General features: G+C 42.5%; 16 protein-coding genes and 1 pseudogene. 3 read left to right on the top strand and 14 right to left on the bottom strand.

Annotated elements, in window-relative coordinates; all coding sequences use genetic code 11:
* From ONZ52_RS12545 to ONZ52_RS12555, 3 genes are read right to left on the bottom strand one after another with little or no spacing between them, the layout of a single operon-like run.
* Entirely contained in the window at positions 1 to 3237 is a 3237-nt protein-coding gene (locus ONZ52_RS12545) for an AAA family ATPase (protein ID WP_265218982.1), read from the bottom strand.
* On the bottom strand, positions 3215 to 3889 hold the full coding sequence (locus tag ONZ52_RS12550) for a serine/threonine protein kinase (RefSeq protein ID WP_265218983.1): 675 nt from the start codon (positions 3887 to 3889) through the stop codon (positions 3215 to 3217). Before ONZ52_RS12550 ends, ONZ52_RS12545 begins: the two co-directional genes overlap by 23 nt.
* 2 nt (positions 3890 to 3891) lie before the next feature.
* On the bottom strand, positions 3892 to 4932 hold the full coding sequence (locus ONZ52_RS12555; protein WP_265218984.1) for an FHA domain-containing protein: 1041 nt from the start codon (positions 4930 to 4932) through the stop codon (positions 3892 to 3894).
* 333 nt (positions 4933 to 5265) lie between these two features.
* On the opposite strand from ONZ52_RS12555, the gene ONZ52_RS12560 reads away from it, so the two are divergent.
* Entirely contained in the window at positions 5266 to 5493 is a 228-nt protein-coding gene (locus tag ONZ52_RS12560; protein WP_265218986.1) for a hypothetical protein, read from the top strand.
* Between the two features lie 126 nt (positions 5494 to 5619).
* On the opposite strand, the gene ONZ52_RS12565 is transcribed toward ONZ52_RS12560, so the two are convergent.
* The gene (locus ONZ52_RS12565) at positions 5620 to 6789 is read right to left on the bottom strand and encodes an IS4 family transposase (protein WP_261599300.1); all 1170 of its coding nucleotides are present in this window, start codon (positions 6787 to 6789) and stop codon (positions 5620 to 5622) included.
* Between the two features lie 72 nt (positions 6790 to 6861).
* On the opposite strand from ONZ52_RS12565, the gene ONZ52_RS12570 reads away from it, so the two are divergent.
* Together ONZ52_RS12570 and ONZ52_RS12575 are read left to right on the top strand one after the other, a co-directional pair.
* A complete protein-coding gene (locus ONZ52_RS12570; RefSeq protein WP_265218987.1) occupies positions 6862 to 8091 on the top strand; it encodes an NAD(P)H-hydrate dehydratase in 1230 nt (409 codons plus the stop codon).
* Between the two features lie 277 nt (positions 8092 to 8368).
* On the top strand, positions 8369 to 8968 hold the full coding sequence (locus ONZ52_RS12575) for a substrate-binding domain-containing protein (RefSeq protein ID WP_265218988.1): 600 nt from the start codon (positions 8369 to 8371) through the stop codon (positions 8966 to 8968).
* Between the two features lie 248 nt (positions 8969 to 9216).
* On the opposite strand, the gene ONZ52_RS12580 is transcribed toward ONZ52_RS12575, so the two are convergent.
* The 10 genes and pseudogenes from ONZ52_RS12580 to ONZ52_RS12625 all read right to left on the bottom strand — a co-directional run bounded on the left by ONZ52_RS12580 (position 9217) and on the right by ONZ52_RS12625 (position 17059).
* Positions 9217 to 9747 (bottom strand): chemotaxis protein CheD, encoded by a 531-nt coding sequence (locus tag ONZ52_RS12580; protein ID WP_265218989.1) that lies wholly within the window; start codon positions 9745 to 9747, stop codon positions 9217 to 9219.
* Positions 9748 to 9795: 48 nt separating this feature from the next.
* Positions 9796 to 10820, bottom strand: a pseudogene (locus ONZ52_RS12585) (protein-glutamate methylesterase/protein-glutamine glutaminase).
* A gap of 11 nt (positions 10821 to 10831) precedes the next feature.
* Complete coding sequence (locus ONZ52_RS12590; protein ID WP_265218990.1) at positions 10832 to 11686, bottom strand: CheR family methyltransferase; 855 nt, start codon at positions 11684 to 11686, stop codon at positions 10832 to 10834.
* Positions 11656 to 12249, bottom strand: coding sequence for a chemotaxis protein CheW (locus ONZ52_RS12595; protein WP_265218991.1), 594 nt, complete (start codon positions 12247 to 12249; stop codon positions 11656 to 11658). The genes ONZ52_RS12590 and ONZ52_RS12595 overlap by 31 nt, the downstream gene beginning before the upstream one ends.
* A gap of 82 nt (positions 12250 to 12331) precedes the next feature.
* Positions 12332 to 14323: a HAMP domain-containing methyl-accepting chemotaxis protein gene (locus ONZ52_RS12600; RefSeq protein ID WP_265218992.1), complete on the bottom strand. Its 1992-nt coding sequence runs from the start codon at positions 14321 to 14323 to the stop codon at positions 12332 to 12334.
* Between the two features lie 10 nt (positions 14324 to 14333).
* A complete protein-coding gene (locus ONZ52_RS12605; RefSeq protein WP_265219410.1) occupies positions 14334 to 14621 on the bottom strand; it encodes a chemotaxis protein CheW in 288 nt (95 codons plus the stop codon).
* Positions 14621 to 15706, bottom strand: coding sequence for a chemotaxis protein CheA (locus ONZ52_RS12610; RefSeq protein WP_321160337.1), 1086 nt, complete (start codon positions 15704 to 15706; stop codon positions 14621 to 14623). The genes ONZ52_RS12605 and ONZ52_RS12610 overlap by 1 nt, the downstream gene beginning before the upstream one ends.
* On the bottom strand, positions 15591 to 16379 hold the full coding sequence (locus ONZ52_RS12615; RefSeq protein WP_265218996.1) for an Hpt domain-containing protein: 789 nt from the start codon (positions 16377 to 16379) through the stop codon (positions 15591 to 15593). The genes ONZ52_RS12610 and ONZ52_RS12615 overlap by 116 nt, the downstream gene beginning before the upstream one ends.
* Positions 16376 to 16684: an STAS domain-containing protein gene (locus ONZ52_RS12620; protein ID WP_265218998.1), complete on the bottom strand. Its 309-nt coding sequence runs from the start codon at positions 16682 to 16684 to the stop codon at positions 16376 to 16378. The genes ONZ52_RS12615 and ONZ52_RS12620 overlap by 4 nt, the downstream gene beginning before the upstream one ends.
* 12 nt (positions 16685 to 16696) lie before the next feature.
* Positions 16697 to 17059 (bottom strand): response regulator, encoded by a 363-nt coding sequence (locus ONZ52_RS12625; RefSeq protein ID WP_265218999.1) that lies wholly within the window; start codon positions 17057 to 17059, stop codon positions 16697 to 16699.
* Positions 17060 to 17076 lie beyond the last annotated feature (17 nt).

Consider the following 17076-nt stretch of genomic DNA (forward strand, 5'->3'; position numbering starts at 1 on the left):
TCATTCCATTGGATTAAGCATTGTGCCAAATAGGTTGCTGCTTGTTTGTATTTTTTTTGTAAAATAGCTCCAGGCTAGATTAGCTAACGCGACGGCAACATAATCATCCATTTTAGTTTCATGGGCTAGTATTAATGCTTTCTGTGCAAAATCTTGTGTTGAATTTATATTATTCAGTAACCGATAAGAAACTGAAAGGTATGTGTAGCAACGTGTTTGAAGAACTTTATCCTGATTCGCTTTAGAAAAATCAAGAGCAGTATGTAATATTTTTTCAGCTTCAAAATACTCATTGCAAAGATTTAAACTAAAACCAAGAACAAAAAGAGCATTGGATAGTATTCCTTTATCATTGCATTTTTTTGCATATTTTACAGAGTTTCTAGCAATATCTAAATCGTCTGATGTAAGTCTATAGCGTTTATCTCTAAACTGTATATGTAACTTGTCATCATAATATTTGGCAATTTGCTTATTGTCCCCAATGATTTGAATAACAGGTTCAACTTCTGAAAAAATCAACTTCATTTCATCAGTATTTCCTAGCCAATAATGCACATACAAGATGGCGCTTTGTATCTCTAGCCAAATTTTCCACCAGTCGGATTTTTCCGGCGTGTCTGAATGGGGCGCTTTTAATAGTGAAACATGAGCCGCTTGGTAGTGCTTGAGTGCATCATCATGTTGATGAACCACTTCGTAGGTTTTGCCGAGGGCGATTTGTGCCGAGGCTAAGGCTTGGTAGTTGTTTGCTTGTTCTAGAAGGCCGATGAATTCTTGCAGTATTTGTCTGGCATTGTCGTGTTGTCCGTCCCGAGCGAGGCAGTTGGCAAGGCCTTTTAGTATGGCTTTGAGTTGCTCTTGTTGCGTTTTTTTCTGCTGTTGCTCTGGGGCCATCTTTCGATGAGCATTTAAGGCACTTTGGTATAGGTGTATGGCATCGTTGACGGCAAAGGTGGTTTCGGCTTCGCTGGCAGCTTGGTAGTAGTAGGCGCTGGCTTTGTCATGTTGCTGGGCTTTTTCATAGTGTTGTGCGAGGTCGGTGGCGACAAAGCGGTCAATGTTTTCTGTGGTATTGATAATGGATTCAGCAATACGTGCATGTAGCTCTAGTCGTGCCTTTCGCTCAATACTGTCATAGCCTGCGTCTCGTACCAAGGCGTGTTTGAACAGGTAACGGTCACCATCGACGTGACGTTGCTGGATAATGAGTTGGTTGTCGATCAGTTCTGCTAAGTCGTTTTGAACTTGCCGTTCGCTAAAGTGAGACGCGGCGATCAATAGATTGTAATCAAATTGGCGACCAATAGCGGCTGCTAGTTGTAAGGTGTCTTTGGCATAGATAAGGCCGTCGATTTTGTTTTGTATAGACTCGCGCAAGCTGCTGGGAATGTCATCGATTTTTTGTGGATCAATAAAGTCGATAGTACCCTTTGTTAGCTGAACCAATTGACGACGCTTGAGCATGGAAACCAGTTCTTCAATGAAAAGCGGAATGCCATCAGTGCGAGCCACCAGTAGCGTCATTACTCGGCTGGCAATATTGGCCCCTTCAAACAGAGTATGAATGAATTCTTCTGTGGCAGTCTCTGTTAGTTGTTCGAGTGGAATATGGGTCAACGGATTATTTGCAAAGACGGCAGGGGCCGACTGGCGCGAGGTGGTGATAATGCCTTGTATCTTGTCTTGCTTTGCTAAATAAGCAATGAATTCTACAGTGGTAGCGTCTGCCCAGTGAATGTCTTCAAAAATATAAACATGTTCTGCGGACTTGCTGGATTGAGCCGTTTGCTGCTGATAGCAGGTAAGAATATAAGTCAATCCTTCAAATAAGAGGGATTTTTGTACAGTGGGTTCAAGACTGGATAACTGACGGTTTTCAATGTCATTAATGTTTAACCATGCAGCTAAAAGAGTGATGATTTCCGCTGTTGGTCCAGATAAATTCCCCTTTTCTATCAACTGAGTGAGTTGCTTGCCTTGGCTTTGTGGCTGCTCTGTTTGTTGCTGGTCTGTTTTTTTCTGGGCTATTCTTTCCTTGGCTATTTGTTTTTGGTTAAAGAGCGACGTTAGTAGGCGTTTTATAACGGATAGAATAGGAAAAAGAGCATTGTTTTGGTGTTCTGGTAGTGCTTGGAAAATATGATGCGTTCGCTTGGATTCTAGCTGCCGGAACTCATGGATGAGACGTGATTTACCGATTCCCGCTTCACCGTGTAAATGAATGATTCTGCTGTGGTTTGTGGTGTTTTCCAGGGCGCTGCGTAAAATGTCTAGCTCTGTGGCGCGTCCGATCAGTGGGTGGTTGTTGCGCACGCCACGCATAAAGCCAAATGCTTCTATGACGCGTTCGGCGATGAGTTGAGTGTAGTTTTGCTGTGCGCTTTTGTGTTCGGAAAATTGACGCTCGGAAAACTGATAGTAGTTGTCCAGTATGGTTTTGGTGTCAAGGGAGCACAGAATGCTTTGTCCTTGTGCCTGTAATGCTAGATCACTGGCGTGATGGCTGGCAAAACCATCGGGTACAGTATTGCCGCGTTTTAATAAGATGCCAGTGTGAATACCGATATTAAGCTCAAATTCGCAGCCGTGGCGGGCACTCATATAGGACTGTTGTTTTTTGGTTAAGCTGATGATTTCCAATGCGGTGCGTGCGGCTAAACGGGCATCGTGATCAGTGGCAACTGGGTAGCCAAAGTAAAACACAGAAAACCCCGTTAAATTGCCCACATGAAAGCCACCATAGCGCTGGGCGACATCGACGCATTGGCTGCGAGTGGCTTGAAATAGGGTTTCAACCACATCTGTGTCGGCGGTGTCTGTGTTAGCGATATCTTCTTCAAGGTTTTTGACGCGAATACGCAAGGCGAGGGTGGTAATTTGCTTGCGTTCTGTGGCTTGAGTGGCGTTGACGGCTAAATGGTTTGGGTCGTCTTGACGTAATACTAGAGTGTCATCGAGGCCGTGGTTTTGTGATGTGACGGGTAGAAAACGACCTTCTAAGTTGTGGGTAATCAGTTCATTTAATTCATTGTAAAGGGCTTGGGCACTATTGATGCGTTCACTGGCATTTTTGCGTAAGCTTCTTTGCAGTAGTTGGCCCAGTGGATGTGAATGAAGGGCCGCCGGTATCGGCACTGGAATGTCGTTGAGGTGTTTATGATAAATTTCTGCGATGCTGGCACCATTGATGGCTGGGGCACCGGTTAAACATTCAATAAAGACCAGACCCCACATGTAGAGGTCCGCACTGAAAGTAGTGAGTCTCACCGCGTAGCTGTTCTGGGGCGCAATAAGTTGGCGTGCCGATGGACTCTTGGGTGATGGTGAGGGCCTTATAGTCTTCTGCCCTTTGTCCTAGCGTGAGTGTACTGATGCCAAAATCCAATAGTTTTATATGATGCTTTGCCCCAGTCTGCAAGATCATGATGTTAGAGGGTTTGATGTCGCGATGAATGATGCCTTGCTGGTGGGCGTGTACTAGGGCGTCCAGAACTTGCAGCATAATGGCGTGTGTTTCTGCCACACTTAGGGCGCCATGTTGTTTGAGGTAATCGCTGAGTGAAATACCATCCACGTACTCAAAAACACTATAGAGAGTGTTGTCGTCAATGCGGCCTTTATCCAGTAAGCGAACAATATGTGGATGGGACAGCTGGCAAACGAAATTACTTTCTCGTTCAAAGCGAGCCAATTGTTGCTGCCTGTGTTTCTGAGTGGATTGTGTTGCAAATTGGAGGAATTTTATGGCAACGGTTTGTTTGGTTTTTTTATGAATAGCCTTAAATACCGAACCAAAGCCGCCTTGACCGATTTTATGTTGTAGGTCATATTCTTCAGAGTCAAACTGAAGATGGACAAACTCATTCTGTATGGCAACCACCGACATAGTCAGTGTGCTCCTAACATTGTTTCTGACAGAGTTCCTTTGATTACTTCTACTTTAGATGTATTCAGCCTTACTTCCCCATCTTGAAGTTGCAATAACTGACAAGCATCTACACCGCTAAAATTGACGGTGTCACGAATTCTTGTACGTAGGCGATGAAGTCGAATGCGAGTGTTGTCGGGTTCGATGCCAAGTGCTTTAGAGAGATCATCTAGGTTAATCCAGCCGCAATGGCATTCCGAATAGCCTTGGTTTTTATCAGCGATGGATTTGCGAGCCAAACAAAGCAATAAATATAATTGGCTCTGAATACGGTGACCTTCGATCACAGAAGCGCTTTTACTATCCTTTATGTGGAGTTGGATTTCTTCTTCATTATCAGAAACATGTAAACTTAATTCGAGATCATCAAGCGATTTAGCGGTTGGCTTATTTTCAAAGGTTTGGTACTCGATTCGATTGCTTTGTAGGCGATAAAGCGAGTCGTTAATGCAAATACAGTGGCCATCTTGGATGGCCTTGCTTTCTTCTCTTTCATCATCATAAATAATGTACCAACCTTCATTTTCATAAAAAAGATTAAGCGTTTTTTCTACCGATGTGACAGGTCTTTCAAGGTAGATTGCTGCTTTATTTCGTTCCATGCTGACTAATACATCACAGGGTTTAAGGTCATTTACCATGATGAAAGCATCACCCGTTTTAGAAGATAGAATAATTTTGTCTGATTCGTGTAGTAGATGTGGTTGCTCTTTGAGGATTTTGTTGTTGTTGAGCCAGACGCCATTCTTACTTCTGTCCTCTATATACCAGTTGTTGTCTTGCCAATAAATAATGGCATGAATACGCGAAATATCAGCGCCAGCCAGATTAGTGTGGCATTCAGTTGAACGGCCAAAGGTATGGTAAGGGCGTAAATGAATGCATTGGCCAGTGGAGGAAAGCAGAGTGCCGCTTTTAATAGAGGAAATTGAGGAGCCTGACATTTGGGGCAGGTTGGTTACGGAACAAGAAGCGCTAAAAACTTTATTGATATTAGACATGGTCATTAATCCGTTAAATGCGATAGCTAGGAGTTAGTATTAATTATTTTTTTCTCAATACAACTTTAAGTTGTATCTGTACTCTGATGAAAAAAGAAACAGTTTCAAGTGGTAACATTGCTGCAAAAAAGAAAGTGTTTTAATAATATGTGGGTCCAATTTCGGCGGATCTTAAACACAGTGTCTGGTTTTTTAGTACTGAGCAAATGTTAACGCTATACTTAGATCTATAAGTTACTTGGAGTCGGCCGTATCATTTTAATAATGTAATGGTGCTCGCTAAACTAGATGAGTAATCTCATTTATGATTCGGAATAAGTTGACTACTACATCATGATTAATGCGTTAAACCCAAACACTCAATTACTTCTAACCGCAAGCGAAATGACTGAGGCAGACAAAGCCGCAGTGGTGGCGGGTGTGCCTGCGATAGATTTAATGGCCGCAGCGGGGAAAACCGTAGTGGATGCGTTGATGCAGCGTTGGTCTAAGTGTTCTGTTTTAGTGCTTTGTGGGCGGGTAATAATGGTGGCAATGGTTTTGTTGTCGCTCAGTTACTAGGATCCGTTGGCTGGCCTGTGCGGTTGGCTTTTATGGGGGCTGTTGAAAAATTATCGCCTGAAGCCAAATATTTCTATCAGGCTTGGCAAGGTGAGGTTGAAGCCTTAAGGATCCCCACATTTATTTCTAGCACTTGGTTTCCAATAGAAGAAGGTCTAACGCCTCAAATAACATTTTTTCTGTTATTTCATAACGGGAGGTTTTCAGGATCCTTTTGGCTAAATAGCAATAAGACAATACTCGCCTCGTTGTTATCGTATTTGATTGGAAATGACGATGATAACCTTGCATCTCTGCCGCTTTCCCAATGACGTAAAGGCACCATTGAGCAAGTAAGGCAATTAACAGAAGGGTTTGTAATCGCTCAATAGATTGGCTTCGGCTACGTTTTAGTCCTAGCCCATAATATTCGTTCTTCGTGTCTCGGAATGCTTCTTCGATGGTCATTCTGCGCTTATAAATATTGACTAGAGCAAGAGGAGGAAACTCGCCTTTTGGCAAGTTACTGACTAGAAACCAAGGCTCTCTGTTTGCTTTAGAGCACTTCTTATAATTGTTACAGTTTGGTCTTTTAACGGGTTTGCTTTTTTTCTTTGTAGGGCGTGGACTTTTATACAAAACACCACGACAAGGCCATTGTTGTTGTTTTGATAGACGCAAGCCGGACAACTCCATTGGTTTTGTGGTGGCTTGATGATGATAACCGTCAACGAGAGTCCATTGTGGTCGTTTATCCGTTTGGCATTTTACCGTTCCACGTGTACGTGCAAGCCAATACCAATCTAATTGCTCTATTGCTTTGAACCACGGAACCTTAAATCCTGCGTCCGTGCAGATAATAGGGGTACAGTCAGAGGGAAGTATTTGCTTTAAATTATTTAAGAAGTCGACATGTCTTTTATGATTATTCATAGCTCCTTCAGGGTGTACTTCTTCATATAAGGTGAAAGCTCTTCCCTGAAAGGCCACTGAGGCGCGCAGTAAAACAAAGCTAAAATCATAAACACTTGACCAATCAACAATGATGGGCAAGAACTCTTGTGAAGAAAAGTGAGAGGCAAGGGTCTTATAAAATTGATTTCGGCATTGGTGTAATTGGATGTTTCCTAACAGTCGATCAACTCGTTTAATGCAATATTTTTCAATGACGTTAGCGTCTTCTCCTAGTTTTCTACCAATTGCCGTTAGGCTTAATCTGGCGCCTTCTTTAACGGAGGATACTGCATCTGATAAAGCTGTATAGGTTCGCTTATCAATGGAGATTGAATTGTCAGGAAGTAAACTCGATAATAACAATGTGATGCCCCTTGTCTGGCTTATTTTTTGGCGAAAATAGTTTAACCAACAAGTGGGCATCACTCTATATTTGTGGGGATCCTTAAGGTTGAAGCCTATTCTGTTGATTTATTAGAGCAAACTGATCTGGTTATTGATGCCATGTTTGGTGCGGTTTTGACTCGTCCTTTAGAAGGCAAATCTCGCGATATGGTTGACGCTATAATCGCACGAAAAGTGCCCGTTTGTGCGGTGGATGTGCCCAGTGGCGTGGATGGCACAACAGGTGCGGCGCTTGGAGCTGTAGCACCCGCTGAATTAACTGTGACATTCTTCCGCAAAAAACCGGGACATTTGCTGCTCCCTGGTCGTGCATTATGTGGTGAGCTGGTGGTTGCGGACATCGGTATTCCTGAAATGGTGTTGAATGAGTTAAACCTTCAAGCATGGGAAAATAGTCCTGAGCTTTGGTATCGAAATTACCCTTGGCCGCGGACGGATGGACATAAATTCCACCGTGGTCATGCGCTGATTTACGGCGGGGAGAGCATGACAGGCGCCAGTCGTTTAACGGCTCGTGGCGCTATGCGAATCGGGGCTGGGTTAGTGACTTTGGCGGTGCCGATTAAAGCGTGGCCTGTTTATGCGACTGCGATGACGAGCGTGATGGTAGCGAAGCTAGAGGTGAGTCAAGAACAAGAAGATTTTGAAGAGTTGCTATTAGATCCGCGATATAACGCCATTGCCGTTGGGCCTGGGGCCGGATTGGCGGGATTTGAACGGATTCGCACGCGAAAAATCGTGGTCACAGCACTGGAAACGAATCGTGCCACCGTGTTGGATGCGGATGCGCTCAGTGCATTTGCAGAAGACCCACAAACTCTGTTTGACGCCATTAATGGTCCTTGCGTGATGACCCCCCACGAAGGCGAGTTTGCGCGACTGTTTCCTGAAGTTAATAAAAGCCATCCTGACGACAAATTAACGCGAGCGCGTATGGCTGCCAAATTAAGCGGTGCTGTCGTGGTGTTAAAGGGCGCAGATACGGTGATTGTCTCGCCAGATGGCCGAGCAATTATCAATGCCAATGCGCCAGCGTATCTTGCCACGGGAGGATCCGGGGATGTATTGGCTGGCTTTATCGTCGGCTTACTTGCACAAGGCATGTCACCATTTGATGCGGCTTCCATAGCGGTATGGTTGCATGGTGAGGTAGGTAATAATGTTGGCATTGGCTTAATCGCCGAAGATTTACCAGAACATCTTCCCAAGGTGCTCTCGGCTTTTCAGAAACACTGTCTTGGACGTTTTAAAAATAATTAAATACAACAGATATTGTTTTAGTTTTGTTGAGCACGTCGGAGTGTCCGTTTTGGAATATACAGAGCGAATGCTCTCTAGCGATAAAATGTCCATCAAGCAGACTTACAATAGTTAACAAGAAGTGACAATAAAGTGGTAAAAAATATTGAAAAAATAAGGATATTTTAAAGAGGCTTAAGCTAATCTATGTGAATCTCAAACATTACACAAGATTTTATTTTCATCTGACCCTGAGGTATCTTTCTTAAACAAAGGCATCCTTGCTGAAACTCAGCATTTGTCCATTGGGGTATTGCCAACGTTATCGAGAAACTTCGTTGAGCACTTTGTCAGCCCACTGCTGGCCAAACCTGAGGTGAGCTTTTCATTGACCGCTCGTGGCATGAGCGACCTATTAAATGGTTTAACCAATCATGAATTGGACCTTGTACTGACCAATCGTCCTGTTAGTGTCGAAACAAAAGACGCGCCTTGGATTGTGCAACAAGTTTCCCGTCAGCCGCTCGCTATTGTTGGCCCGAAAGAAAGTAAGATACACACACCGTTTTCGCAAGGGTATGAATCGGCTCATTGGATACTACCAGGGAAAAACACCGAAATCCGAACGGCGTTTAACCTGCTTTGTGCCACATGGCAGTATCAGCCTGATGTCAAAGCTGAAGCCGATGACATGGCGATGCTGCGTCTTCTCGCGAGGGACAGCGGCGCCTTAGCCGTGCTACCACCCGTCGTTGTGAAAGACGAAATTCGACAAGGATTGCTGGAAGAATATCAACGCCTACCCGACGCTTACGAACACTTTTACGCCATCACCACACAACGCAAATTTGTGCAACAAGTTTTAATAGAATTGTTGCAGAAGAGCCAAAATATTTAGGCGAGCATTCCCCATAAAGAACGTATTAACATACGGCCACAAGGTCTTTTTAAATTAAATGTGGGAGGGCTGCCCATCTTTGCTAAGGGAGTCAAGTATAAATCTAGCATACAGTTAATGACCGCCTGAGAGCTTCTATATTTATGTAGGACACTACACCACACTTTTCGCGCCTTGATTGATACATTTTCAAACAGCAACAGCTTCATGTATCGTATTTTGATACGTAAATTGAAGTAAGTTGCTAGTTAGGAAACGCCTGTTAGTGATTCCTGATTGCCCATTTTTATAATGGGAGAGAATTTCACCCAGACATCTCCTGTTTCAATATCAAACACAATTCTACGATGACCAAATTCACCAACATGGGCGACCAAAATAGGAACTTCATGTTTGCTAAGTAATTCAAATGCAGCAGCGACATTTTTCTCCCCAACAGGACGTCTGTTGGGATCAGATTGATCAGTACGATATTGTTTTTCATACATATTGCCGCCTCCAAATATTTTCGCCTGATAGTCTCGTAATTGTGTGTGGTTTCGCTTCGCAGAGCGTGCGAACAACGTCATACAATCATCTGCGAATCTAGGGTTTAATCGTTGGTCATTACGTTCAAATCGGTAGGGAAGTGCAAAATGGCACATGCCTCCAATACGTTTTTCTGGATGCCATAGAGCAATGGATATACATGAGCCTAATAGGGTATGTACTTGGGCTTGTTCATTACCAAAATAATAGTCGCCAGCATGTAAAATAATACGCTGCTTTGTAATTTCCATGCTTAAAATGCTTTTAACAAACTGTCGGCGATTTTATCTAGAGGTAATTCATGCTGAGGCTCCTCCTCGTAAAACGGCTTCTTTGGGCATGCCATAGACAACACAGCTATTTTCGTCTTGAGCACACGTCCAAGCACCTGCTTGGTGTAGTTCCAGCATTCCATTTGCACCGTCATCTCCCATTCCAGTTAAAATTGCAGAGACAATATTGCTACCACCGTATTTAGCTGCCGATCGGAATAAAACGTCTACAGAAGGGCGGTGTCTTGAAACAAGTGGTCCTTCTTTTACTTCTACGTAGTAACGCGCCCCACTGCGTTTTAGAAGAGTGTGCTTATTGCCGGTGCTATTAGAGCTTGTCCTCGTAAGACGGCATCGCCATTCTCGGCTTCTTTAACATGAATTTGGCACAGTCCATCTAAACGTTGTGCGAACGAACGAGTAAAGCCTTCTGGCATATGCTGAACAATAACGATACCAGGGCAACCAAGTGGCATGCCCATTAACACTTCTTTTATAGCTTCTGTGCCTCCTGTCGAAGCACCAATGACAATGACTTTCTCCGTTGTTTCCTCCATTGCTTTTAGTGTTGGTAGACGTTTCGATAATACTGCGTCTGCACTTAGTTTTTGTTCGGGAGTATTAGGGCGCTGCAATTTGGAAACACGAGCATGAGATGCTGCTTTGATAGCATCTCTTATCATCTCTTTCGATTCCTCAATAAATCTTTGTGTACCTAAAGTGGGTTTTAAAATAATATCAACCGCACCAGCCTCTAGGGCTTTGGTGGTTGTTAGTGAACCATCTGCGACTAAAGAAGAGCATATTACTACTGGAATAGGGTGTTGCTTCATTAGTTTGGTTAAAAAGGTAATACCATCCATTCGCGGCATTTCTACATCGAGAGTGATGACATCCGGTTTGACTTTTTTTAGTTTTTCCGCGGCCACAAATGGGTCCTGCGCTGTAGCCACTACCTCTATGTCTGGGTCATCGTTCAGAATGGTTTGTAAAGCTTGTCTAACTAAGGCTGAGTCATCAATAATTAAGACTTTGATTTTTGATTTGTTCATAAACAGTCGCCTTATAATTTACGATATATCGTAGGTTGTAAGCGTTCGAACAGGCCTGTGTTATCAATAAGAGATTCTGAATGGCCAATCATCAGAATGCCTCCCTGTTTTAATGCATGGCAAAATCGCTCAGTTAAAAGGCTTCGATCTAGGTTATTGAAATAAATCATCACGTTACGACAAAAAATCACGTCGAAATGCGCTTGCCAATTATGCCAATCGCCAGTGATTAAATTAAAGTAATCAAACTTAACGGGGGCTCTAGCTTCAGGGGCGATTTTTACAATGTTTTTACGTGGGTCTTTACTTCGAAGCAGATAGCGTTGCCTTAACGCCAACTCAATGGGTTCTACTTTCTCGTGTGGATAGATAGCAGTGCGTGCTTTATCTAAGCACTTGGAAGATATATCTGTGGCAGTAATTCGGAAATCAAAACTTGGGTATTGACGCTGAATTTCTAGCATCTCAATGGATAATGTGTAAGGTTCTTCACCACTAGAACACCCTGCGCTCCAGATCTTAAGGGGGTCTTTTGAGTGATAACGATGCTTATCCAAATACGCTTTTAGAAACAAAAAATGGGCATCTTCACGATAAAAATCGGTTTTATTGGTTGTTAGGGCATCCAATAAATTTTGACGCTCTGAGGCTCCTTCGAAATCTTTTAAGGCAAAGTGGATGTAATCCCTTAAATTGCTAAACCCCAGAATCCTTTGGCGCTTACGTAGTCGTGTTTCAATCAAAGTGCGTTTAGACGCAGGCATTTGAATGCCTGCAGTACTTTCTACAAATTCTGAAACAAGACGATGTTCTACCTCACTAATTGGATCAGCTTTTAATGAAGGAAGCGCATAAGTGTCTGACATATTGTTATAGCCTTTCTTATTAGGAATGGTCTGAGTCTCGCATCGGACATTGTTTCAATTGCTTGATTTAAGTCGTCATCAGCAAGAACTTTTGGAAGGTCTAAAATAATAATGAAGTCATCATTATGTTTTCCCATCCCACTAATAAAATGCGCATTAATGCGGCTACCGATTCTTGGTGGCGCACAAATATTGTTGCCTTCTAGTTCTATGACTTCTTTGACTGCATCGGCAAGCAACCCAAGCGCAACGCTTTCACCTTCTAATTGCACATCAACAATAACAATGCATGTATTGACTGTGATGTCCATGACGTCCATGCCAAACTGTCTTCTAAGATCAACAACTGCTACTACTTGTCCGCGTAAGTTGATAACGCCTAAAAGGAATTCAGGCATCCTTGGCACAGGTGTGACCTTGCGATATTCAAGTACTTCTTGTACTTGAATAATGTCCGCACCATATACTTCACCATCTAATAAAAACGTCAGTAACTGGACATTTCGATAATTAACGGCTTCCGCATGCTTAGACGAAATCGAGGTGTTTTTTTCTGTTGTCATAGTGTGCCCCCCAATTTTCTAGGCTTAGTACCGAACAAATTCAGAGTTGTCATCGCCTAGGTCTAAGTCGATGCCGGAGGACTCATGCTGAATCTGTGTCTCTTTTCGAGCCGATAACATGCGTGTTGATTTCGCTGATTTCCCCCGTATGATTTGTAAGCTTACCTTTAGGTGCTTTGCCACTAACGTGTTTGAGTTTGAAGAATTTCATTGTTTCAGTGAGCTGATCAGCTTGAGCAGATAATTCTTCAGAGGTGGATGCCATTTCTTCAGCGGCGGCTGCGGATTGCTGTACAACTTGATCTAATTGTTGTAACGCTTTATTCACTTCGACTGCACCCGCATCTTGTTCTCGTGCTGAAGCGCTAATTTCTTGCACTAAGTCTGATGTTTTTCGGATGTCGGGAAGTAATTGTGCCAACATGGTTCCTGCTTGTTCAGATACTTCTAAACTGCCTTTTGCAAGAGCGACTATTTCCCCCGCTGCTGTTTGGCTGCGCTCTGCTAATTTGCGAACTTCGGCAGCAACGACAGTGAAGCCTTTTCCATGTTCACCTGCTCTAGCGGCTTCAATGGCCGCATTCAATGCTAGTAGGTTAGTTTGACGAGATATCTCTTCAATAATACCGATTTTGTCGGCGATTTCTTTCATGGCTTCAACCGCTTCATTTACGGCTTTACCTGTCGCTTCTGCATCGACGGCAGCTTTGCGAGCAATTTGCTCTGTCTGTTGTGCATTGTCAGCGCTGTGAGCAATATTGGACGCCATTTCTTCCATTGAAGATGAAATTTCTTCCAATGATGCTGCTTGTTCTGTTGAACCTTGTGCAATCTGTTGTCCTGTTGCACTGAGCTGACCACTGCCTGCGGCGACATTGCTGGCTGCTTCAGATACCTCACCTACGATCTGGCTTAAACTCGTGTTCATCGAGCGAAGCACGCCATAAATGTCCGAGTCGCTAGCTTTCGGGTCAAATTCTGAAGTCAGATCGCCTTTGCCAATAAGGTCGGTAATACGACTTACAAGGTTAACACGGCGGATAACTACCCACGCAATTAGTACTGCTAGTATTACTGATATTCCAAAAGCACTCATCAATTCCAGACGCGCGTTTGCGTAGGCCGTATCGCTGAACTCTTTGTCTTGGTTCATGTTGTTTGTATTTATTTGGATAATACCAGCAAGATACTGCTCTGCTTGTTCAAGCTGTTCTCTAGCCGTAGTGGTTGATAGTGCAAATGCTTTAGCATTGCCATTTTCGCGGCTGATGTCTTTAACTTGATTATGCAAGGCCAAGTAGCTGGTGACTGCATTACGTAGTACGGTTAATTGTTGCGAATCATCACTTTGAATCAAAGAATCCATGCGCTTTAAAGAGATATTTAGCTTCTCTATCAGTTGTTTAGCTTCAGTGTCATAATCATTCATTTCATCTTCAGATAGCGACATGATTAGGTTTTTTTCGGCACGCTGAATTTGCAGTAACATAATATTGATATGCAATAGCTCGCGTTGAAGCTCAAGATCTGACTCTCGTTTATCACTAGCTATGTATACCTTAGTACGCATTTCTATATCTGATGCCATATCAGTAATTGCAGTTTGTAATAAATCGAACTGATGGCGGGCATCAAGTTTGCTTAACTGTTCTGCTCGCACATTTGAGTTTAAGCGCGCGAGTCGACGAATTTCTGCATTGATATCTAAATATTTTTGCCAAGATAACTCAAACTGATCCAGCTTCTGTTTGCCTTCATCGTTGGCAATAAAGCGAATCTCTTCAAAATAACCCAGAAGCTCAGCTTGTTTCTTTTGGGCTTCAGCAGCGAATACGTCCATTTCTTCCGCGGTATTTGACAAAATGATATTTTTCTCAGCACGGGAAATGTAAAGCAAGTCTTGGCGCATTTCTTCTGCTAGAGTTACTTTTCGAGCGGAAAAATCGACGATGTTGTTAAGCTTTTCATTTATCCCCGAGAGTGAAAATATTCCAAGGTAGTTGGTTATACCCATTAATGTAAGTAGTAAGATAAACGCTGAGACAATTAATGTTTTTAATGAAACTCGATTCATGTTGAACCTCTTATTTCGCAATCTTTAAATGAATTTGTTTAGATGAATAGTCCCGACCAGCAGCTTCCAGCAAAGCAGCAGGGTCAAGGATCATAGCGACACTTCCATCGCCTAATATGGTGGCACCACTAAATCCTTCTGCCCCTTGGTATAACTTTCCTAATCGTTTGATAACGGTTTGGTACTGACCAACCACCTCATCAACGCAAAAACCAAATCTTTCCTCACCAATGTGGGTTATCACAATTTGTTCATACATAGGCTTTGGTGCATTAACGCCAAACCAATCTCGTAGAATTAAAAAGGAATTTGCTCACCTCGTACTTCAATGATTTGGCGTGTGCGAACATGTGCACGTAAATTGGCAGGCATTTCTATGCACTCTTCAACATTACTAAGAGGGAGTACATAATATTCATCACCAACTTTCACCATTAGTCCTTCAATGATCGCAAGAGTCATGGGTAGCCGAACGGAGAATTCTGTTCCTTCTCCTTCTTTGGAGTGAATGGAAATTGTACCGCCGAGTTCCAGTATGGAGCGTTTAACAACGTCCATTCCAACCCCACGACCAGAAATATCAGAAATGGCTTTGGCTGTTGAAAAACCAGGTTCAAAAATCAATTGGTGAACCTCTGCTGTGCTCAGTTCAGCATCATGTGTGATTAAATGCCTTTCAATAGCCAATTCGTGAATTCGTTTTGTGTCTAGACCTTTACCATCATCTTGTATGGTAATGACAACATGAGAATCTGCATGTCGAGCAGTTAACGTAATACTACCTGTTGCAGGTTTACCTTCTGATAGACGTACATCACTGCTTTCAATTCCATGATCAATACTATTGCGAATAAGATGAATTAACGGGTCGGACAACTTGTCTAACACCATTTTGTCTAGTTCGGTTTCACCACCTATGGTGATGAGTTCAATCTGTTTATTAAGCTCTTTAGACAAGTCTCGGACTAGTCGGCGAAATTTTCCGAATGTGGTGCCGATTGGCAACATGCGAATACTAAATGTCTGATCACGCATCTGAGTTGTCAGTTGATCCAGCTCTTCGGCGATCGATAAAAGGTCTTCATTATATTCAGATGCGGCAACTTGATTTAATCGTGCTTGTACAATCACCAGCTCCCCAACCAGGTTCATAAGCTTATCTAAGCGAGATGATGGGACTCTGATTGTTGGGTCGTTCATCTCTGATGTAGTGATATTGCGTATGGATTTTTGATTCTCGAGATTATTGCTATGACATCCATCTTGCTTATTTGAAGAGATTGTCTCGATATGAATTTTCGCTGGGGTTTCTACAAAGTGTGTTTTGAGTCTCATTGGGTAATTCATCAGAAGATATAGCTTCAATCGAAATTTGCCAATCATCAGCAACGAACATGAAGGTGTCTTCAATAGAGGGTAGAGGTTCATGGGTAATTAAGATAACTTTCCAGCTTAGTACACATTCTTCTGGCTCAAATTGCTCGAATTCCGTTAAACGGCTTATGTCTGTTTCAACATAACATGGGCCAAAACTGTGTAACTCGCGGAGAATTGGTGCGATGTCTAAACCTGATTTAAATGAGTTTAAATCAGGTTTAAAAGAGATTTGAAAACAGCTTTGTGAAAGGGAATCATTTTTTTCAAGTGTATTAATGCTTTGATCTAAAACTTTAGGGCGATCGTTTGAGTTGATTTTGTCATATAATTTGTCTAGATGAATTTGACTAGCCGTAATTTGCGCTTCGGAAAAATCAGTATCTTCTAATAAGCCTGCAATGAAATCTCCTACATCTAAAAACACTCCAATTAAATCAGAATTAAATGACAGCTCACCTTTTCTGATTTGATCTAATACGGTTTCAAGGTGATGTGTAAAACTGGTTAGTTGGTGGTAACCAAACATTCCGCCAGCACCCTTAATAGTGTGTATAGAGCGAAAAGCTGTATTAATCAGTTCTTGATTTTTAGGCGTTATTTCGAGTTCTAGTAACACGGCTTCCAAAGAAGCTAGATGCTCTAATACCTCTGTTTTAAACGTATCGACTGGACCAATCATGATGTCACCAGGTGCGTTAGTGCAGCAGAAAAGTTGGTATGCTCAAGTAGCCTGAGTGTATCTGGTGAACCACCTTGTATTTCAACGGCAATGCCTTGAAGTGCCAAATGATGAGAAAACGCCAACAAAAGCTGAATACCAGCGCCATCCATTTCTTCAATGGGGTCTAAATCTAGAATGATGACGTGTGCGGGATCACATGGCAGCAGTTTAAATGCATTATAAATATTTTTAGTATTAAAAATTGTCATGTCTTTTGGCAGTTGTAGAACACCATTTTTAAGTACTAATTCAGCATTTGGCATATTAGTGATCCATCAAGTCAACTTTGAAATGGCTGATAAAAATACAGGTGGCTGAAATGGTTTTACTAACCATGCTTTAATACCTTGTGCTTTCCCTCTATCTTTTAGCTCTTGATCCGTTTCAGTTGTCAGCATTAAAATGGGAGTAAATTTATAAGTCTCTATTTTTCTGGCATTTTCAATGAAAGTTAGCCCATCCATTTCTGGCATATTGACGTCACTAATAATCAAATGTATTTTTTGGCCATCAAGTTTAGCCAATGCTTGTTTTCCATTTTCTGCTTCGATCACTGTGTAGCCGCTACTTTTCAATACCATGGACACTATTTGTCTGACAGACGCTGAATCATCAGCAACTAGAACAGTTTTAGACATAAAAAATCCTTAATAAA

Origin of the sequence: Marinomonas rhodophyticola, assembly GCF_026113935.1 — a bacterium.
Lineage (GTDB): Bacteria > Pseudomonadota > Gammaproteobacteria > Pseudomonadales > Marinomonadaceae > Marinomonas > Marinomonas rhodophyticola.